The sequence below is a fragment of the Bacillus sp. RCC_6_1 genome (assembly GCF_041360755.1).
Classification (GTDB): Bacteria; Bacillota; Bacilli; order Bacillales; family Bacillaceae_G; genus Bacillus_A; species Bacillus_A cereus.
This window is the reverse complement of sequence record NZ_JBFUPV010000005.1, coordinates 237,675-260,278: the sequence shown is the minus strand read 5'-3', so window position 1 is coordinate 260,278 and position 22,604 is coordinate 237,675. Positions and strand designations below refer to the sequence as shown.

Sequence of the window (22,604 nt, the reverse complement as noted above, 5' to 3'; positions counted from 1 at the left end):
CTCATTCATCTTTTAAAAGAATTTGTTTTGGGTTTAAACGTAGAATAGATAATGCTGGAAGAAGCGTTGCTATTATAGCAATAGCTAGTCCAATTCCACCCATTTTCCCTACATCTTCTCCTGTTACACTTACATCAATTTTATCAATTGGTTCTTCTTTTTGATTTTGTAGAGTACCACCAGATCCAGCCATCATTACAGTACCATGTTGCGAAGTATCTGTTTCTTCGCTTGCAGTAGCAATTTCATTCGAAAGTAAATTATCTCCGATATATTGAGAAACTTTAGCTCCTGTTGTTATGGATAATCCAAATGCTAAAATAGCGACACACACTACTTCTACTACGAATTGCGCTATCAATTTCCACTTTTTCTCTCCAATAGACAATAGAATTCCCATTTCTTTACGACGTCCTTTAATTGATAGCATAATGATTAATCCTAAAATAATTGCACCTGCAATCGATACAATATAAATAATCATTTGAGAAGTCGAAGAGATATTTTCGATAGGACCAATCATTTGCTTGTACAATGAATCATGCGCATCTAATTTATAATAATTAAAATCAATGTTAGATTTTTTTGCTTCTTTTTTAAATGCATCAATATATTGTGGATCATTCAAGAAATACACGACTTGACCACTACTTATACCTTGGTCTACTTCTAATTTTTTCATAGTTGAATGCGGCATATATAGTTTATTAGCTGGATCCATAATAGGAGGAGCCTGTTGACCCATTGCTTGCTCATTTGTTTCGTAAATGCCGATAATTTCAACCTCAAGAGTTTCCTTCTTATCCCCTGATTGTACTTTAACTTTGTCTCCTACTTTCAAATTGTTTAATTCCGCTAATCGTTTTTCCATTAAAGCTACATTCTGATCTTTCATTTGCTCTGTTATTGGTTTTCCATCAATGATTTTACTTTTTCCGTTTTTAAAGCTTTCTTGTAATGCAGTCTTGCGAACTCCCTCAATCATAAAAGAAGCATTCATATCTATTTCTGTACCAGAGCTTGAACCGCCTCGCGCAGCCGTCATTCCCACTTTACCTTTTCCTTCTTCTTCTCCTTCTGAAGCTCCTACTAGTTTAAGCCCATCAGAAATACCGAAAGTGTTAGCTATGTAATTATAATCTTTTACATACTTGGACTTCGCTAATTGATCTGTTTCTTTTGCATCGAGCTGCGGCGGATTTGGCATTTCTCCAGTTTCCTTAGCTTTTTGACCTATTTTGTCGAAATCAAGACCTAAAGTAACATCTGCACCAAGTTTTTTTCTTGCAGCATCCGCTGCTTTTTTTGATGCATTTTGGATTGTGAAACCTGAAAGAACCAAATTTGTAACAATCAGAAAAACTGCCATCAAAATTAATGATGTTCCTATCCTTTTTTTCATACTGAGAATTGCTCGTTTCATAAAATTCATTTTTCTTACCTCCTTGATAACTTGTATTCTATATAGGTTATCTAGAGTTTATATGGAGCTAATCGGTAGTTTAACTAGAGATATAAGGAGTTTATGTGTAGTTATTCATTTACCTGTTCAAGAAAAACTAGAACACAAATTCAAAAATGCAGTCGTTTTTGAATATTGGTAAGGAGTTAGTCAATTTAAGAGACTTATAGAAAAGAGAGGTTAAGCTTAATTTAATGTATATAATATAAAAAATATATTTATTGTATAATTTCTATACAATAAATATAGAGAAGCTATTTGTGAATATCTAGATGGGAATTGTTAAGTTCCTCATAGAAATTACATCTTTTAATAAGAAAAGAAACAAGTTAACATTCTTTTATAAGGATAAGAATATTAACTTACTTCTTAAATTTTAGTATAAATTATTTATTGTAAGCTTTATAATATAATATGCAAATTTATCACCTATTTTTATAATTCAAGCACCTACTATTAGGAAAAGAGAATATTTCCTAATTAATTTAAAACATAAATTTTGTCTATGTTTTAAACAATATGTATTTTGGAGGAGGTTAATTTGATTTTTTCAAAACTCATTGATCGGTACGCCTTATATGATTTACACAAAAAAAGAAGTGTAGCGTTTCAGTTTACTTCCCTTTCTAACACTTCATTAAATATAAAGAACATAGAATCTTTTTATAAAGTAAAACCATCACATTTTCATTTTGACATTAAGCATTCAAAGCAGGAAAATGAATACATAGTTGGGCAATTCAACTATAAAAGTTCGGTTCAATCCGGTGATTCACACAACGACTCTGTAACTGGGGAATTATTCTTACATAAAAATGAAAATGCACCTCATGTTATCTTTGTTCACGGTTGGAGAATGGATTCTAACGAACGTGTGAAAAAAATATTCCACGATCATATGACCAGCCTGAAGTGGAATATGTATTATTTCACTCTACCCTATCATTTTGAAAGAAAACCCGATCAATCCTTATTCAGTGGAGAGTATATGGTAAGTGCAAATATTGAACGAACATTACAAGCAACTAGACAAGCGGTAGCTGATTTACGAGCTTTGATTAAATGGATTAAAGCAAATAAAAAGGGGCCCCTGATTCTAATAGGAATTAGTTTAGGCGGATTTATTACTAACTTAACCTCTCTTGTTGAAGAAGAAATTGATGTATTAGCATCCATTTTCTATGCAAATCGACTTTCTTATTCGATTTGGAATACAACTCCAGGTAAATTTATTAGAGAAGACTTGGAACATCATGGTGTTACGTATGATGATTTAATAGATTATTGGAAAATCACTGAACCGAGTCAAGCATTGCCAAAAGTAAAAAAAGAAAATATTTTATTAATTTCAGGTAAGCATGATCTATATGTGCATTCTGAGGATACAGACTACTTGTGGGAATCTTGGGAAAGACCTCCACGATATATTTATACATGCGGGCATGCCGGGATCGTTCTTAAACGTAAAAAAATTGCAACTGATACTATTGATTTTATTCAAAATCGATTGAACTCCCCACACTTATCCAATGTCATGCCTTAAATCGCGAGATTACTAAGTACAAAATCTTATACTTATATTGTTATATTTTTTACTAGTCACCTTTGTAAACCTTAGCCCCAAGCCTTACACGATTGAAAATGAAATAAAATAAATAAGGAACTAATTTACCATATGGAAAAACATTGCTCAGCATTTTCACCAGTGGTCCCTGTATATGCAATATTACATACAAAAATCTTTATGTATTACGTTATTAATTTAAAAATAAATTATTCATCTATAAATCTATACCATCCGTATTTACAGTTATGGATACCCTAATTACATATGAAAAAGAGAGAAGAACATTGGCTAGTTCTTCTCTCTTTGTTTATTTTTAAGATAACTATCTATAAAATTTTGCTTTTCATAATTCTTCATGAGTCTAGAAAAGAATCTAATCCTTTTCTAGACTCAAAAATAAATTTTTCTAATGTACATAATTACAACGACATTAAACCACTTTGCTCTTAAATCCACTACTTGTATTATTGATTGCATGAAACTCCTTCTTGAGAAAGGTTTTAATTTCCGAATATTCTGTTGACCGTTATAACATATCCAATTTACAATTTAATTGTGGTGTTCTTTCACAATTAAACTACTTAGAATACACTTCATTTATTTGAAAACAATTACAAATAGAGGTGCTAAAATGAAAACTAGAGTAAATCCAGAATTATTACAAGGATTAGAGATGTTTCCGGATCTCGATTTACGCCCAGAAAATTTGCAATCAATCAGAGAAGGAATAGCTCAAATGAGACCACCTACCGTTGTTGATGACTCTCTTTCTTTAACAGATAAAGTCATTGTTGGGCCTGATGATAATCCGTTACCATTACGAATTTATCGTCCAAAATCAAATCATGAATCTTTACCTGTCTTATTATGGATACATGGTGGAGGTTATATCTTAGGGTCTATAGATGATAACGATGATACTTGTATGAGGTTTGCAAAAGAAGCTAGCTGTGTGGTCGTGTCTGTAGACTACCGCTTAGCACCTGAACACCCTTACCCAGCACCAATTGAGGATTGTTATTCAGCTTTAAAATGGATTGCTGATAATGCAAAGTCATTAAACATTGATTCGAATCGAATTGGGGTTGCAGGAGTAAGCGCTGGCGGTGGACTAACAGCAGCATTATCATTATTAGCACGAGATCGAAAATATCCTTCAATTTGTTTACAAATGCCACTATATCCAATGATTGATGACAGAAATGATACACCTTCAGCGAATGAAATTAAAGAGGGATTTGTTTGGAACCAAAAGGCAAATGAAGCTGGCTGGAAAATGTATTTAGGAGAAATGTATGGAACGGATCAAATCCCTGCCTATGCAGCACCTTCTCGAGCTGAGGATTATAGTGACTTACCGTATACTTACACATTTGTTGGTCAATTAGATCCATTCCGCAGCGAAACATTAACCTATGTAAGCAAACTAGCACAAGCTGGTGTTGATGTGGAGTTTCATTTATATCCAAATGCCTATCACTGGTTTGAAGGGTTAAATCCAAATGCCGATGTATCTATTTATGCTGTGAACGAAATAGTACAAGCAATAAAGACTGGTTTCAAACGAGTATCCAAGGTTGAGGCTTAATCCCATTACAAGAGAAACACTTATAAATAGTATATATGTATTTATCATTTAAATATAATAGCCGATTCTAAATAAGAATCGGCTATTAATATGTAAAATCCGCCTAATATATCAAGGTTGAGAAACAGATATAAGATGTTTAGGCGATGTGTTTATTTCCTCTGCTAATGCTTTTATGTTCATCATGATTTGAAGTATTTCTTCTTTTGTGGTTCTTGGGTTGATAGAGCAAAGTCGAATTACTACTTTTTCTTTTAATTTAGTCGTACTTAGCATAGCAAATCCTCTTTGATTAATTTCTTCCACCAATTTTTTGTTTATTTCATGAATTGTATCTGTAGATGTTAGCTCACATGGAATATAACGAAAAGTAACAATTCCTAATTGGGCAGGTGTTACTACTTCCCAATCTTTTTCTTTCCTTAAAAACTCTTCAACTTGTTCAGCTAGCATAATGCCATGATCAATTGCCTCACGAAAAGCTGTAACTCCGAATGCTTTAAAAGAAAGCCATACCTTTAATGCTCTAAATCTACGAGAAAGTTCAATTCCACGTTCCCCAAAATTCACTTTTTCTTCTATATTAGTTTCTGTATCCTTAATATACTCTGGGATCATACGGAATGTTTCACTTAAATATTGGCTATTTCGAATAAGTACACAACCAACATCATAAGGCTGAAAAAGCCATTTATGCGGGTCTAACGTTAAAGAATCGGCACGATGAATTCCACTTAATAACTCCCTTCCTTTTTCACTGAGAATTGCTGCAGCCCCATAAGCCCCATCCACGTGTAGCCATATATCTTCATCACCACATACATCAGCCAATTCATCGAGGGAGTCCACCGCTCCGCAATTCGTTGTCCCTGCATTAGCAATAACACAGAATGGTTTTTTCCCTTTTAATCGATCTTCTTTTATTTGTTTTCTTAAAGTACTAACTGAAATTTTTAAGTCTTCATCTGTCTCAATTCGGCAAATTTGATGCTGTTTAAAACCTAATACTTTAAGTGCTCGATCTACAGAAAAATGAGTTTGGTTAGAAAAATAAACAATCGCATTTTCTATGTCATTATTCAGCTTGACCTGTCTCGCTACAGTAAGTGCAGTCAAATTAGCCATGGAACCACCACTGACAAATAGTCCTTCAGCTGAATCAGGGAATCCTAGCATTGATTTTAACCAGTTAATTGTCGTTAATTCAATTTGTTCGGCACCTGCACCTACTATCCAAGCTGTAGGAAATACATTAAACCCACTTGCTAAAAAATCTGCTAATACACCAACATAATTATTAGGACCTGGCACAAAAGCCATAAAATGAGGATGATCCACATGAGTAATTTGATTAAACACATTGTTATTAAGAAAATGAAGTAATTCTTTTGGATTAGATCCGTTTTCCGGAATCGTTTCAATTAGCTTGTCTCTAAAAATATTACTATCAATCGTTTCTGAAACTGGTTTACTTTTTAAATGATTCATATGATCAACAATCAAGTCAACCGCTTGATATCCTAACTGACGCATCTCTTCGGCTGATAACTGTAATTTTTTTGTCATTTGATTTACTCCTATTCTATTTAAAAAGGCGAGTTCTTGCTCGCCTTTTCATTTTTTATAATTTGTAATCACAAATTGTTTGTATTGGATTTTGAAGAATCGTGTTGATTAACCCATGGATGTGATTTAATATTTCCTGTATTTTCTCTGCTTCATATACGGTTTGATCATATCCAAACTTTATTGTAAGTCTTTCTTCAGGGAAGCACATAATTCCATACTTTACATGTGGCTCATCAACAACTTCGTAATCCGTGATAGCAAAATGTCTGTTTTCATTTGAAGAAAAGATTGCTGGATTAGTTGGATAGTTTTCAAAAACCCAAAGATGGTCAGTCAACTCAGTTTTTAATTCACTTTGCTTTTGTATATCAACAAATGAATAGTATGCATACTCATTACATTTCAATGTCTCTAGTTGTACCTTTTGCAGGAAGTCCACAAAAGATTGCGTTTCTGTCCATGCTAATCGGATAGGCAAAACATTTGTGAACAGACCGAACATATTTTCAATTCCTTCTACTTCGGGAGGTCTGACTGATACTAGATTAGGCAATACTACTTCTCTCGTTCCGTTGAATTTGCCAAGCAATATTCCCCATACAGCTAGTAATGCCGTATTCATAGTTATATTATTTTTAGTTACAAATGTCTGTAACTGATCAGTCAAATCCTTGTCTAATGTTAAATCCATAAAAGTGAAGTTTAACCCTTCACTTTTAGATGGGACTTTCTTTTTAGGAATACTAATTTTCTGATTGTATCCTGATAAATAATCTCGCCAAAAATGACGTGCTTTCTCATGATCTTGTGCCAAAGTCCAATCTATAAATGTTTCAAAAGGTTTTACCATGGGTAACCCCGCCGTAGTTCCGGCATTTGTAGTTTCGTAGAGCTGGAATAATTCGTCTATCAAAATGCTGACGCTCCAACCATCACATAATAGATGATGGGAACTCCAAATTACTTTATGCTCGTTATTACCTAGTTGGAATATACAGAGACGTGTCATAAGTTCATCATTTTTAAATCCTCGACTTAAATTTTCATTCATCCACTGTTTTAGGAATTCTTGCTGTTCTTGTTTCGTCATCTCAATCAAGTTTTTTATTTCTGAATTTATTTGAACATCATATAGAACAGCTTGCCAAGGTTTTGCTTGTTCATCTTGCACAATTATTGTTCTTAAAGAATCATGACGATCAACTAATTGTTGGAAACACTGAATAAAGAGTTTAATATCCAGCTCCCCCTCAAGTGCCCAAATTGTTTGTTCAAAATATGCATTTGTATCAGGTTCATTCGTAGCATGCTCATAAATAACTTCCTGGAAAGGTGCTAACGGGTAAATACGTTCTATTTTTATATCCGGCATTTTTTCTTGTATTTTGTTAAGTGTATGTTGATTAAGTTGTTTATCTTTAACATTTAGTAATGTAGCTTTATTATCGTTCATTATGTTTACATCATTTGTTTGTGAACTTGAAAACTGGTCTAGCTTTTTAACAAATTGAACCATGTCCCTTAATATAGAAAATGAAAATATATTTTTTGGTTCAAGCTCGAATCCTTGTCGATACAGTCTGACGGACACTTGAATCGCTTTTATCGAATCTCCACCTAAGGCGAAGAAATGATCATTTACTCCAACCTGATCTATTTTGAGTACTTCTTGCCAAATACTAGTTAATATTTTTTCCATTTCAGTTTTTGGGGCAATAAATACTTCATTTTTTTGTTTCTCCGGAGTAGGTAGCGCTTTTCTATCTAATTTCCCGTTTGGAGTCAGGGGTAATTGGTCCAAATAAACAAAATAAGAAGGAATCATATAATCTGGCAAGTGATCTCGCAAATGCTTTCGTAGTTCTGTTGTACTAATATTTTGCTCAGTTACCACATATGCTACTAAAAATTTTATTCCGTTCTCATCTGTTTGATCAATTACGATAGCATGTTCGACTTGTTTATAAGTTAGAAGACAATGAGAGATTTCTTCTAACTCTACTCGATATCCCTGAATTTTCACTTGGTAATCTTGGCGGCCTAAAAATTCAATATATCCCTCAGAATGCATTTTTCCACAATCTCCTGTTTTATATATAAGACCAAAATCAGGATGTGACACAAACGCTTCATTTGTTTTCTTTTCATCATTTAAATATCCTTTAGCAAGGCCCACTCCCCCGATATATAAATCTCCAATTACACCAACAGGGCACATTTTCTTTTCATAGTTCAACACATAATACGTTTGGTTTGCCAAGGGCATCCCGTATGGAATACTATTCCAATGTGATTCCACCTGTTTGACCGGATAATAAATTGACCAAATCGATGCTTCTGTTGCCCCTCCTAGTGAGACTACTTCTGCAATCGGAAAATGTCGTTTTATTTTTTCTGGTAAAGAAAGCGGAATCCAATCTCCACTATGTAAAACTAAACGTAAAGAAGGATATTCAAAATGAGAACCTACTTGCTCCAATGCCAAATCCATGATTGCAGGCACTGTATTCCAAATTGTAATCCCTCTACGTTCGACAGTGCGGATTAATTCTTGCATGTCTCTCGGATCACGAATCATTACTAACATTGCACCTGTGCTTAAAGCTCCGAAAATATCGTATACAGATAGGTCAAAACACATGGAAGAGATACCAATAATACGATCATCTTCATTCACCTCATATTTTTGATTTATGTCTTGAATAGTATTTGTAACCGCTTGGTGAGTAATAATTACTCCTTTTGGTTTTCCTGTACTTCCTGAAGTGTATATAATATAGGCAATATCTTCTGGACCAGCAATAGCGGGCATATCTTCTGTTGTATAAAATGACAAATGATTTTCTTCATAAAGACTAGGTTCTAATAAAAGCTTGCATGAGCTATTTTTTAAAATATATGTTTGGCGATCTAAAGGATGATCGGGATCAATCGGAACATAAGCGGCACCTGATTTTAAAATACCTAACATATTAACAATTGTGTCAACTCGCCTTTTTGCTAAAAGACCCACTTTGTCACCTAGACCAATACCTTGCTCTTTTAAGAAGTGGGCAATTTGATTAGAACGTTTATGAAGTTCCGAGTATGTTAACCATTCTTGTTCAAATACCACCGCTACTTCATCCGGCGTACGTTTTACTTGGTCTGTAAATAATTGATACAGAGTAGTTGAAGGTATTTTTTTTGTTGTTTCATTGTATTGCTTAATTAGAGTTTGATCCGATTCTTTCATATGCAAAGATGTTATATCGCTTTGTTTCACCAATTGTTCCAATAAGTCAACAAATTGGGAAAACATTGCTTCTATTACATCAACATCAAACAACTCTTCAACATAGTTCCAGCTAATTAATAACTCTCCATTTTTTTCAATTACTACATTATCCAAATACACTTGTGGAGTCCGAGCATGAATATAGCGAAGAGAACCAAGTTGTTCCCAAGAGAAAGCACCTGCACCTGCTAACATCGAGGTGAAAACGATTGGCATAACTGCTTTTGGCGTCATTTGATGATATCGAGTAAAATCTCGAATAAAGTTAACTCCATCGTAATGACGATGTTCAAGGCCATCTAATAAAGTAGCTTGCGTTTCTTTTACTCTAGTAAAGAAAGTTTGCTCTGGTTTTACATCAACATCCAATAAAATAAGTGATGTGAAATCTCCAACAATCTGTTCTACTTCATCATGAACAGGATAACGGTTAAATACAGTCAAGTTAATTGCTAATCGACGTTGATTACTCCAATATGCCAACACATCACCATATATTGTACAAAGTAGAGCGGAAGGCGTTACCTCTTTCTCTTGTGCTAACTTTCGTAGCTTTGTCCATTTTTTATTATCCAGGATTTTTGTAAGTGATTGGAATTTAGGAGTAGCAATCTCTGCTGGATCCTTTTTTAACAGCAAAGAAGGTGCAAATGGAAAGTCAGGAAGCTTACTTGTCCAATAATCTTTTGCTGTTTTATATTCTTCGCTTTGTTCCATTTCATCATAGATAAACATATAATCTTGAAAATCAAAAGATAAAGATTCTAATTTTTGATTTGGTTTATAATAATAATGCAACAAATCCTGTCCAACAATGTTCATGCTTGCTCCGTCCATTAATAAAGCATCGTATCGAAAACATAATAAATACGTGTCTTCTTTTAAAAGAAAAGCTTTCAATTCAAACAAAGGCCATTGCCCCAAAGGGAATACATGGTTAGTCATTCGAGAACGCTCTTCTTGTAAGCGAGCATGTTGATTCCTATCATCTAAATCTATGAGACTCACTATTTCAATCTCGTAATCAGGAACGCTTTGTAATATTTGCTGTTTTCCCTCTGGTAAAATTACAGCTCGCAACATTGGATGACGATGAATTACCTTTTGAAAACTTTTTGAAAGACGATTGATATCCAATGCTGTTTCATATTCAAAATATGTTTGAGGGGAAATACCACTTAATTCAAACTGTGAATTCCGTCCTATCATATACGCGGTCTGAACTTCTGTTAAGGAAAATGGCTTAGACAAATCTTTAACATGAGTTGGTCTACTTTCAAGGTTTTCCTCTTTATGCTCTAGCTTTACACAAGAACTCAGTTGAGCGATTGTGGGGTGCTTAAAAAAATCTGTTGTACTTATTTTTAAGCCGTCTTTTCTTAATAAATTAATTACCTGAAGTGCTTTAATAGATTCTCCTTTTAATGCAAAAAAATTATCATGAATACCGATTCCCTCGATCTCCATAACTTTTTCCCATGCACGCACTAATTTTTGTTCAATTTCATTGCGCGGAGCAACGTATGGAATTGATACATAATCTGTTTGTGTTATATCCAACAATCTTTTTCTATCCACTTTTCCATTTGGATTCAATGGAATCTCTTCTACCTGAATCATTTTTTCAGGAATCATAAACTCAGGTAATTTATCACTTAAATATTTTCTGATTTCACCAAAAGACACCTTGTTATCCGATACATAGTAGGCAGCTAATAATTTCCTATTTCCATACACTTGATCAACAACGATAGCCTGGTTTATTTCTGGATATTCCCTTAATTGAGTTTCGATTTCTCTTAATTCAATCCGATACCCCCGAATTTTCACTTGATGATCCATTCTACCTAAATATTCAAGTTCTCCATTAGGCAACCAACGAACGAGATCACCTGTATGATACATCATTTCCCCTGCCGCAAAAGGACTCGGTACAAACTTTTCATCTGTCAGTTTATTTTTACCAAGATACCCTCGTGCTACCGCTACGCCAGCAATGCAGAGTTCACCGGGAATTCCAAATGGTTTTAATTGGCCATACTTATTCAATATATAGGAATGATAATTCGGGTTAGGTTTGCCAATCGTAACTTCTTTGGAAGTGCTCAACTCTTTTACTGTTGCGCAAATGGTTGTTTCTGTGGGACCATAAATATTTAAAATTGTTGCTTCACTGATACAACGAATTTTTTCAACCAAATCAATGGAAAATGATTCTCCTGCTAATAAAATAGATTTTAAATCTTTTAGAAAAATCGCCCCTTCTGGATCACTCAAAATCACTTCCATTCGCGATGGCGTTGATTCCCATAAATCCACCTTATGTTTTTTGACCAAATGAGCCAATTCTTTTGTTGCAAACTGGTCCTCTGTAGCAATTACTACTTTTGAACCTTGCGTTAAAGGAAGACATATTTCTAACAAGGAAATATCAAAAGATACACTAGCAAGAAACAAGAATGATTGATTAGCTTTTACTTTTTCTCTCATTACATTTAAAAAATGAACTAGCGATTTTTGTTCTATCATTACCCCTTTTGGATTTCCTGTCGATCCTGATGTGTAAATAACATAAGCTAAATCATTAGGATTATGTTCTCGTACTAAATTACTTTCTTCACCTTGAAAAAGATATTCTTTATCAAGATACAGTACTTCACCTGCAAATTGTGGCAATACTTCCTCTGTTCGCTTACTAAGTAAATATTTTGCTTGACTATCTTGTAACATATATTCAATTCGTTCAGTTGGGTAGTTAGGGTCTATTGGTAAATAGGCTGCTCCTGCTTTTAAAATCCCCATCATACCAATAATCATTTCTAATGACCGATTTACCATAACGCCAATAATACTTTCTTTTGAAACACCTTTACTTTGAAGAATAGAAGCCAATTGATTCGCTTTCTTATTCAATTCTCTATATGTCAAAGATTGATCATTACAAACAACAGCAATTTGATCTGGAGTTTTTAATACTTGCGCTTCAAACAAATCTTGAAATGATTGAAACAAGTCTATGCCTGTTTGAAAAGTATTCAATCCTTCTAACAACTCTTTTTCTTCTTCTGCAATAATACAAATATCTTTCAATGCCAAATTCGGATTTTGTGAAACTTGCTTTAAAACATAACAATACGAATTGGCAAACTGTTGCAAAGAAGAGAATGAACGGGACTTGCAAGAAATTTGAAATTCAAATTCATTATGTATTTCATTCCATTTTCTTCGTATCCATAGGGCTAAATTATTCTCTGCGTATTCTTCTAGCGAATTTTCATTATGTAATCCTTCCATCCCGATTACAATTTGAAAAGGAGTTAAATTGTGTTTAACTAATAATTCAGAGAGCGGATACTCCTGATTTTCATACCCGAATAAAGTCGTTTGTTCAATCTCATTTACTAATTGTTTAAAGGTGTGATGCGGCTGGATTTCACTTCCTAAAGGAATCAACTTATTAAGATTCTCACTTTGTTCAAGATTCTTTTCAATTATAGGAATACCAATAGTAATTCTTTCTTGATCTGTATAATGTGCCAAACAAACCCTTAAAGCGGCTTGAAACCAGCTAAATAATAATAAATCTTGAGACTTACTTATTTTTTGTATACTTTTACTAAATTCTACATTCACTATGACTTGAACGTATTCACAAGGTGTTTCTTTATTTAGTTGGTAATCGCTATTAAATTTAAATACAGAAAAATCGAGAATCTCGGAAGATAATTGCTCCTTCCAAAACGCTTCTACTTCTTTATTTTCATGAATCGAACTTCGATCTTTAATGTGCATTTTTATCTTTATCCCCCTAATATTCATTTCTTCTACTCGTTAATTTTCAAGCCAACTTCAAGCCCATGGAGAAACACTTGATGACTATCCAAACATAAAAATTGCTGAATATCTTCAAATTTCATATGACCAACTGAACAAACCCCTAAATTTAATGTCTCAGCAACCATATTTAAGGTAGCAGTGATAATGCCTGACTCAATACAAGCAAATAAATATCCATCTGAACCGTATTTCGGGATGGAAGCGTTCGCATTATAAACCAAATAAACTGAGAAGGCAGATTGAGTAAATAAATCCTGATTAATTAACTCATGATCACTTTTGATTACTTGATCAATGTTGTTTACAATCACAAGACTATTTTTTGATGGGTTATAATAATAAAATCCAGCTTTCATATCCTCTATACGTTTTGGTTTTACATAAACAAAGATATCAATGGGATAGAGCCCGCCTGCACTTGCGTAATGATAGTATATTTTTTCTTCCCTAACCTGTTTTAGAGTTGATAAGAATCGGGAAAATTCCGAAAAACTAATATGTTTTTCCATATCAAATTGACGACAAGACCTACGTTCCTTGATTATAGTAGGTAGCTCATTTGTTGTTTCAAGTTGAATTTCGGTCGACCGTGCAGCAACGTGCGTGCGATTTAATTGTTCACTCATATACTTATCTAACTTTTCTTTAGAAAAGCGAATCTGGTTGCTATATGGATTTGAAAAAATCTTTTCTTGTGAAGAAAATACTTCTCTTGGGTGTAATATATTACTTACTAACACACGATTTTTTATCATGAGCTCTATGTTTTTTTGTGTCTCTTCTACATTTCCTAACGAAAAGCGCTCTACTAGTTCACTAATTTTCACACCTTTTTGAGCCATAAAATAAAAATCTGGAAACCACTCAGACAGAATACCTGTAAATCTCATTTCCCCTATCAAAACTTCATTATGCAACTTCTCCCAATGCTTAATCGGAGACCAGTAATAAATTTTCTCGCTCATATAACCCTCCATAAACGTTTAACTTATTTTTGAAATGCAATTTTCTAATTTACAAAAATTTTTTCGGATTCTGCTCCTTGTCTCATAGTGATTATAAATACATGCACTTTAACGAAACTTGAAAATAATGAAATAACTTTTTCTTCATTAAAATTTTTTATTTCATCATAAAAAATGATTTCTTTTTGGATATTTCACATCCTTTCCCATAGTAATCCTATAAGGTATAAACCATTTATAACATTGAGAATATTCATGTATTTCCAATGTGAAATTATTGTAATGGATTGGAGAGCGGTTGAATATAGTTATTAAATCAAATAATGTTGAGAAAGTTTTATTTATTATATCGATAAAATTTTATGATGTAATTTATTACAAATAGATTAAGAAAAGAGTTTTAAATTTTTCTTAATCAGTTAGTGTGAAAATATCACATACTATTACATACAATCGAGTTACTTACATTTCATATTCAAAATAGAGAAAAGACACCTTGAATGGTGTCTTTTCTCTATTTTAATTCCATATACTTTTTACGCCTTTGTTATTTTTAAACGATTTGTAGGAATTAATACAACTCGAACATCTAGTTCGTTATATGTTCGAATATATAATAAACATTATATGAATTACGAATGTATTTCAGGTAATTTTATAAATAAACTCAAAGATATCTTCTCCTCCTACTGTCACAAAAGAAATAATCTATTGCTTATTTCTTTTATTAAATTGTAATATAATTACAGTATGTGAAATTATATTACATTAACTTTAAAAACGAAGTGAGAATAATCTTCATTTCGCTTTTTTTATTTGCAATCCTTGTTAAATTTGCTCAATGCAGTATTTATTTCCACATTCTTCGCTTTTATTTAATCGGTTTCTCTGTTTTTAAGACAAATGAACTTAATGCAGGAACTTTAATTTTATTGTCATGGACAACATAAAGTGGTGTACTTCCCGCCTGCTTCCCATCTACTAGTACTTTCCAAGGACCTTTCGATGGAAGTGTTATTTCAACAGCTTCTCTATTTGCATTGTGAGCCACTGTAAAGTATTCATTTTTATTCCCCTCTATTGTATAAGCTACAGTATTTTTCGGAGCATCAATAAATGATACGTGTGTTTTTATTTGCTCTGCAGATGTCATTCGAAAAGCTGAGTACTTTTTGCGTAATTCTATTAAACCCTTCATATAATCTACTTCATTATTAAACGTTGCACGGCGCAGCCAATCCATCTGGTTAATTGAATCTGGAGATTTGTAACTATTATGATCACCGTATTTCGTCCGCATAAACTCTTGCCCTGCATGTAAAAATGGAATCCCTTGTGATGTTAATAAAATTGAAGAAGACAATTTGTGCATTTGTTTTCGCATTTCTTCACTGTCACCTGGATTAGTTAACTCAAGTTTATCCCATAATGTATGATTGTCATGTGCTTCCACATAAGTTAATACCTGTTCAGGATCTTGATAGGTAGACGAATTTGTATCATAGTCAATACCTGCTGTAATGCCTTTTTTAATACGATCTTCCATGTTTTGCTTTCCATTTACAAAACCATTTTCCTTTTCCTCAAATACACTACCTTTCAACCCATCACGTATATTATCGTTAAAATGAGCAATCCCTTTCATTTTCTCTGCATTTTTTTGATTTGCTTTCAACTCAGCTGCAAGAGGTGTATTTAAATCCCATCCTTCTCCGTGTAGTATAATAGAAGGGTCAATTTGATTAACAGCTTTACGTATTTCATTCATCGTTTCATAATCATGAATACCCATTAAATCAAAACGGAATCCATCTAAATTGTATTCTTTTGCCCAATATGTTACGGAATCTATCATAAATTTCCTCACCATTTTTCTTTCTGAAGCAGTATCATTTCCTACTCCAGTTCCATTTGCAAATGTTCCATCTTCATTGTAACGATAATAATAACCTGGAACTAACTTATGAAAATTAGATTCAGCAGCATTATACATATGGTTATATACTACATCCATCACTACTCGAAGATTATTATCATGTAGTGTTTGAACCATTTGCTTTAATTCAGTTATTCGAACAGTTGGCTCATAAGGATTTGTAGAATAGGAGCCTTCTGGAACGTTGAAATTTTTAGGATCATATCCCCAGTTATATTGCGGTTCATTTAAAGTCTCTTCATTTACTGAAGCATAATCAAATATCGGTAAAAACTGAACGTGAGTAACACCAAGCTCCTTTATATGATCAAGTCCTGTTTTTACACCTCCTGGCCCTTTTGTTCCTTTTTCTGTTACACCTAAATACTTCCCTTTCTGTTTAATACCACTTTCAGGTTGAATGGAAAGATCGCGTACATGTAACTCATAAATAATAGCATCTTCCGGATTTTTAAATTTTGGCTTTTTGTTTGCTTTCCATTTTTTCGGATTTGTTTCTTCTAAATTAACGACTGCACCTTTATCGCCATTTACAGAAGCAGCACGCACATATGGATCAACCGCTTCAGCCCACTTATCACCAATTTTGACCTTATACGTATAAAAGAGCCCTTTTTGGTTCCCCTTTAGTTCTGCTGTCCAAGTTCCCTTTTCACCTTGTTGCATGTTTATTTCAGCACCTATTTTATCGTTCCAGTTTTTATATGTAACTAACTTCGCTTCGCTTGCAGTAGGAGCCCATAAACGGAACTTTGTATGTTGCGGAGTATATGTATTTCCTAAATCGTTGCCACCATAATAAAATAAATTATCAAATTCTTCGCTACGAATGACTTTACCAATTTCAGTATTCGTATCAGCTAAGTTTTCAATTTTAACTTTGTATGTTTGTTTTAAATCAATTTTCTGTTCCGTAATTATTTTAACCTTATTAGTAATATCTCCACTGTTTGTATCATAAGGAGTAATATTTTTAATTTTAATGCCTTCAATTTCAATTTTCTTTTCCTTAATATGAAACGGGACATTAGTCGTTACAGTAATTTCATTGAAACTATCAATAGTTGCTTTTTGAATTGAGAGATCCGATGAAGGCTTAGAGTTATATACTTTTTCATCACCCGAAAGAATCCATACTTCAGCACGACCGTCCTTTATATTTTCAATCCAACGATCCCCACCATCTTTTTCCCATTCATTTGTTCGAACTATAAATCCTACACGATTATAGTCACCGTCTATTTTTATCTTCGCGTATTTTCCAAATTCATCTTCACCAGTAAATTCATAAGATGTACCATTTGCATTTTCTCCCCATAACCAAAGATTCCAGTCTTTTGTATTTCCAAGCTTTTCTTTGTAATGAATGATAATTTCAGTTGTTTTCGAATTTGAAACTGCCTTCACACTCTGAAAAGAGAAAACAGATGATAACATAATGATTAAAGTAAGTAATAAAACTGTTTTGTTAATTAATCTTTTTGTAATTTGCACCACATACACCCTTTCTTCAAATATTACTAACGATTTATTATGCTTTTACTGAATAAAACTGCTTAAATTTATCTAGAAATCTCTTTAACTTCACCTCCATATTGGCTATTTTCACGTATGTATTTCAATGACCTTTTAATACGAAAGCGTTTGCATTAACGCTTAAAAAAATAGATTTGTTTATGCCTTCATATATTTGTAAATACTAAAAGATCAGGGAAATCATTTTAAAGCAATCGTTTGTTATCGCTTTCATTTTATAGACTTTCTACTAAGAGGTCAATATATTATTAATTTTCTGTTTTTATACACTTTAAACCTTATTGATTTGTCACTACTTCTTAAAGAGAAAGCGCCTCATTATTGCTTAGTCAGTTTATTTTCAATAATACATTGCTACGTAAAAAAACAGCTAATATCCTTAAAATGACATTAGCTGTTTTTCATAATGTATTAATATATGAATGAGAACTATATTTCTAAATTACTTAATTTTTGCTGCATCAAATGCTTTTTGAACTGCTTGAACTTCAGCTGTATTCGCACCATATTTATTAGTTGCCACTCGAATACATGCTGATCTCAATTCTTTGAAATTAGAAGTCATGTTTAACTCATCTGTATTTGCATAATAGAAAATATCAAACATTTTATCTTCACCAATTCCTTTAACAGTTACTCCGTTATGAGTTCCGCCTTTCGCAATGAGATACGCAACTTTATTAATAATACTTGAATTAAAATGAACACCGCCTTGATCCCATCCATTAAAATCGTTAAATTCACTGTAATCATCTGGATAAGGTACTCCAAGTGAAGATGGAACAGAAGCTGGGTTTTCCATATCACGGAAAACAGATCCCGTTTGTTCTCCCATTGTCCAGTTGAATTTTCCATTATTTACGTATTTCTCAATAGATGTTCCCATAATATCAGATAATGCCTCATTAATCGCACCGGATTCTCCGTAATATTCAAGATTAGATTCGCTAGAAGTAACAGCGTGTGTAAATTCATGTCCAGCTACGTCATATGCTTTAACAATAGGATCGCCATATACAAGCATACTTCCATTATTAGCACTTAATGCATTCTGCCAATTTTTCGGATCATTCGTCTCTTCAGAATCCCAAGCGTGTACAACTGAAACTACCTTTTGTCCCTTATTATCAAAGCTATTACGCTTGTATTTATCTTTATAAAAATCAAATACTTTTGTTGCTAAGTAATGAGCACTTACTGCTTTCGGATCGTTAAATGTTGCCGAAGTACTAGTCGCTAATGTACCAGGATAATAGCTTTCTTCTTTAGTAATATCTCTGTAATTCACATCATATGTTTCAATTCCTTGCCCTCTTGTATAATCAGCAAGAGCATATTTGCCATTACTTTGTTTAGAGATACCAAATGAACGAGAAATACCTAAATCATCTTTTCCTGTTCCAGTTAATGATGTAAGACTGCTTTGTTTACTTTTCTTTAAAGCTCCAACTAGTTTGTCACTGGCTTTTAAGTTAGATTCTTGTACCATATTTTTTAACATATCACCATTTTGTGCATTTACTAAATAAGTACCAGAAACATAGTTTGGTGTTGCAGCTTCAAAGGTAACTTGGTATGCATTTTTAGCTTGTCCATTATTTTCATCAACAAAAATAACCTCTTTAACTTCTGGCTCAGAAATAAACTTGAGATCGTTCCCGTACTTCGTATAAATAAATTGTTTTGCTTCATCTTTTGATAGATTAATAGGTTTTTTCAATTCTTCTTGTTTTAAATTTTGCGCGCTATCACCTGAAACACTTTTAATAACACCATTATTATCTACGTGTGCAGTTAATTGATGGCCATATACTTCTTTTCCTTCGTATGTTTGTTGCATACGCACAAGTGTAGTTCCATCATACGAACCACGTTTTTGAAGAACTTTATAATCTACTCCTGCTTCTCCATTGACTTGTTTTTGGGACAGAGCTTGTTCTGTTTTCTCCTTAAGTGCATCCTTTACTACATTTTCTGGTGCCTTTTGTGACGGTTGTGTAAGTTCACCCGAACGGAACGATTCCTCTTGAATTTGAACTTGTAGTTGATCTGTTTCCTCTGCATGACCTACGCCATATGGTGCCACAGCTGTTAAAGCTAATCCTGTTGTTAATGCTACCTTAGTTAATGTCTTTTTGTTTTTCATTATTTCACCTCGTATAATTTTTGAAATAGAAAGCTTGTACAAAGTATACTGTCTATTTCTGTCGGAAAAAAGAGAAAATACGAAATTTATGTAACATTATGCAAAATTACATAAATTGTGGTCAATATTATAAATAATGAACGGAACACATATGTACATTAATTCGAATAAAAGAGAATCCTTATAGACGCTCATCCAATTGGTTAGTTATTAATTATCTATATTCATTCTAATAAAAGTATACTTACATCTAAATAACAACATAAAAACCCACTCTTTACTATTGTAAGAGTGGGTTTAATGCTATTAAAATAACAATTACTATAAGAAACCTTATAATTTATATTTTTTTAGTAATCCTATTAAGTTTTTTATAAAATTCACCTTTTGTCTTTGTATGATTAAACTCATTTGGATTAATATTTGCTTTTTGTGAGAGTGCTACAATTTCTTCTTTTGAAATTGAGTCTTTCGTATTTATAGATGCTATATTTGTGTATTTTCCGTCTTCTGTTTTTGGAATTTCTAAAATCCCTTTATTCACGAGATCAACTACAGCCTTATGCTCTGAAGAATGTAAATCTACACCAGTAATTTTCCAATTACGCATAACTTTTGGAGTGTATACACCATTCTTTACCTCTTTTAAATATGTAATAGCAAGGTTACGAATGGTTCCGCCTGTTTCTCCAAATGCATTCTCTTGTTTAGATGACCAAATTTGTTCAAACTTACGCCCCTCTAAAGCTCCCCCTTTTGCCTGAAGAGCCTCCATTCTATATGCATTCATTCCTAGCGTCATAACATCGCTCATTTTGATTGGTTTGTTTGTACGAATAGAGCGTAAATTTGTAATTCTGCTTCCATATGGTTTTGTTAAGTCAATTTCGTATTTTACGCCTCCAAAGAAATCGTTCGTACTGTATTTAGATGCACGGCGGGTTTTATCAAAGCTAACGGTTACATCTCCGGCACGAGATGAGTTAAAATATCCTGCTGCCCATTCCATATAGTCTTTTAAATCTTTTCCAGAAATCTTATATACTGTAATTTCTCCCAAGGCATATTGGTAATTGTACGCAATATCTTTTTTCTTAATAGGACCTGTATCTAAACGGGCATAATCATTATCAATTTGATGGGCTACTACATCCGCTTTACTGTAGTAGAGCATGACTTCATGAAAGAAATCTGATAAAGGTGTTTCTTGAATCTGAACACTTGGAATACCCTTTATTTCATTTTCAGGAACAAGATTTCTACCCTTTAATTGAGCGACTACAACATTTGCATCTCCTCTCGCATATTCGTGAAAAGGTGTTAATGCTTCTTCAAGTGTAGGATCAGATAATATCGTTGTTCCATCAGCATTTTTTACAGGTATAGCGGTAGCAGTTTTATTTTTTAAAGTCAACTTCCCATCTTGCTTTGTAAAAGTAAGGTCAATACGTGAAATATGTGTTCCATATTTATCTGGTTCTGTAATAATTACGCCATTTACAACTTCTTTTTTTACAAGTTTATGCATGTGAGCCGCAAAAATAGCGCTTAGTTCCGGACAAGCATTTGCAATATCTTGAACACCAGTACCAGGGATACCATTCTCATTTTCTAATCCCATATGCATAACTCCTACCATTACATCTACTTTACCTTCTAATTCCTTAATTGCCTTTTTCGTCTCTTCTACCGGATTTTTCACCACTAAACCATCTAAGTGATCTGTCCCTTTTTCAAAATCACTAATCATTGGTGTATTCATACCAATAATCCCAACTTTAATTCCACCTTTTTCTACAATTGTATATGCAGGAAGAAAGCGCTCTCCATTTTCCTTATAAATATTTCCTGCTAACGTTTTTCCCTTATATTGCTCACTAACTTTTTTCAATGTATCTAATCCAAAATTGAATTCATGATTTCCAAATGCCCAGGCGTCATATCCCATTGTATTCATCGCTACCATCATTGGCGATTGTGGTTTATCGTTGAATAATTCTACTGAGTTTCCTTGAATTGTATCCCCAGCATCTACTAATATGGTATTTGGATTTTCTTGACGGACCTTCTTTATAACCGTATAAAGCTGCGTCAAACTTCCACTCATATTTGCTCCATCAAGCGCATAATCCCAAGGCATAAATCTACCATGAATATCTGCAGTACCTAACAATGTGATATTAACTTCAGATTCCTCAGCCTTAGAGATAGGTGGTTTGACTATTACTGCTGTTCCAAGCAGTAATAGAATTACAAAGTAACATACATAGTTCTTCCATTTCATTTTTTGCATAATAATAATATTTCTCCCCTTTTTGTACTTTCATAAAGTTGCTTGAACTTTAAAAATGTAACTTATTATTCAGGAAACTTCAACTACAAAAGATAATTTTGAAGGTGGTTCTGTTGCAAAATAAAGAGAATAAATTGCATACATCCCCTAACAGAATTGTATTTTATCGTTTCCTGACAGAATCCCCCTTCCTTAAGCGTGTGAAGAGTACTTTCAAAATAAGGACATATCATTCATCATCATAAAATCATTATTTCAATTTACTAAAATTCGCATATAAAATATGTTATGATGATTATTTTTTTGAATTTCATTGTCGAAGTATTTCCTTCTCAATGAAAATACTTCCAAAAAAATAACCCCGCTCTTCATTTAAGACGGGGTTACACTTATACAGAAAATCGGATAGTTTCATATTTTCTTAAGCT

The 22,604-nt window shown here is 33.2% G+C and carries 9 protein-coding genes; 2 read left to right on the top strand and 7 right to left on the bottom strand.

The window, feature by feature from the left end; genetic code table 11:
• Position 1 precedes the first annotated feature (1 nt).
• Positions 2-1,432 carry an ABC transporter permease gene (locus tag AB6801_RS17860; RefSeq protein ID WP_001010215.1) on the bottom strand — a complete coding sequence of 477 codons (1,431 nt, stop codon included), beginning with the start codon at positions 1,430-1,432 and terminating at the stop codon, positions 2-4.
• A gap of 571 nt (positions 1,433-2,003) precedes the next feature.
• Here AB6801_RS17860 and AB6801_RS17855 point away from each other — a divergent pair.
• Positions 2,004-3,005, top strand: coding sequence for an alpha/beta hydrolase (locus AB6801_RS17855; protein ID WP_000577702.1), 1,002 nt, complete (start codon positions 2,004-2,006; stop codon positions 3,003-3,005).
• Positions 3,006-3,660: 655 nt separating this feature from the next.
• On the top strand, positions 3,661-4,617 hold the full coding sequence (locus tag AB6801_RS17850) for an alpha/beta hydrolase (RefSeq protein WP_000857943.1): 957 nt from the start codon (positions 3,661-3,663) through the stop codon (positions 4,615-4,617).
• A 111-nt stretch (positions 4,618-4,728) separates the two neighbouring features.
• On the opposite strand, the gene AB6801_RS17845 is transcribed toward AB6801_RS17850, so the two are convergent.
• From AB6801_RS17845 to AB6801_RS17820, 6 genes are all read right to left on the bottom strand, one after another.
• On the bottom strand, positions 4,729-6,183 hold the full coding sequence (locus AB6801_RS17845; RefSeq protein ID WP_000162820.1) for a pyridoxal phosphate-dependent decarboxylase family protein: 1,455 nt from the start codon (positions 6,181-6,183) through the stop codon (positions 4,729-4,731).
• 55 nt (positions 6,184-6,238) lie between these two features.
• Positions 6,239-13,255, bottom strand: coding sequence for a non-ribosomal peptide synthetase (locus AB6801_RS17840; protein ID WP_167320193.1), 7,017 nt, complete (start codon positions 13,253-13,255; stop codon positions 6,239-6,241).
• Between the two features lie 32 nt (positions 13,256-13,287).
• Entirely contained in the window at positions 13,288-14,265 is a 978-nt protein-coding gene (locus AB6801_RS17835) for a SagB/ThcOx family dehydrogenase (protein WP_116291444.1), read from the bottom strand.
• Between the two features lie 871 nt (positions 14,266-15,136).
• Positions 15,137-17,695 (bottom strand): type I pullulanase, encoded by a 2,559-nt coding sequence (pulA, locus tag AB6801_RS17830; RefSeq protein WP_097995317.1) that lies wholly within the window; start codon positions 17,693-17,695, stop codon positions 15,137-15,139.
• Positions 17,696-18,179: 484 nt separating this feature from the next.
• Positions 18,180-19,883 carry a M4 family metallopeptidase gene (locus AB6801_RS17825; RefSeq protein WP_000791453.1) on the bottom strand — a complete coding sequence of 568 codons (1,704 nt, stop codon included), beginning with the start codon at positions 19,881-19,883 and terminating at the stop codon, positions 18,180-18,182.
• A 340-nt stretch (positions 19,884-20,223) separates the two neighbouring features.
• Positions 20,224-22,176: a bifunctional metallophosphatase/5'-nucleotidase gene (locus AB6801_RS17820; protein WP_001171075.1), complete on the bottom strand. Its 1,953-nt coding sequence runs from the start codon at positions 22,174-22,176 to the stop codon at positions 20,224-20,226.
• Between the last annotated feature and the right edge of the window lie 428 nt (positions 22,177-22,604).

Excerpts from the sequence above, each read along its gene's own strand:
- AB6801_RS17860 (WP_001010215.1), bottom strand. The coding sequence starts at position 1,432 with ATGAATTTTATGAAACGAGCAATTCTCAGTATGAAAAAAAGGATAGGA.
- AB6801_RS17850 (WP_000857943.1), top strand. The coding sequence starts at position 3,661 with ATGAAAACTAGAGTAAATCCAGAATTATTACAAGGATTAGAGATGTTT.
- AB6801_RS17845 (WP_000162820.1), bottom strand. The coding sequence starts at position 6,183 with ATGACAAAAAAATTACAGTTATCAGCCGAAGAGATGCGTCAGTTAGGA.
- AB6801_RS17840 (WP_167320193.1), bottom strand. The coding sequence starts at position 13,255 with ATGCACATTAAAGATCGAAGTTCGATTCATGAAAATAAAGAAGTAGAA.
- AB6801_RS17835 (WP_116291444.1), bottom strand. The coding sequence starts at position 14,265 with ATGAGCGAGAAAATTTATTACTGGTCTCCGATTAAGCATTGGGAGAAG.
- AB6801_RS17825 (WP_000791453.1), bottom strand. The coding sequence starts at position 19,883 with ATGAAAAACAAAAAGACATTAACTAAGGTAGCATTAACAACAGGATTA.
- AB6801_RS17820 (WP_001171075.1), bottom strand. The coding sequence starts at position 22,176 with ATGCAAAAAATGAAATGGAAGAACTATGTATGTTACTTTGTAATTCTA.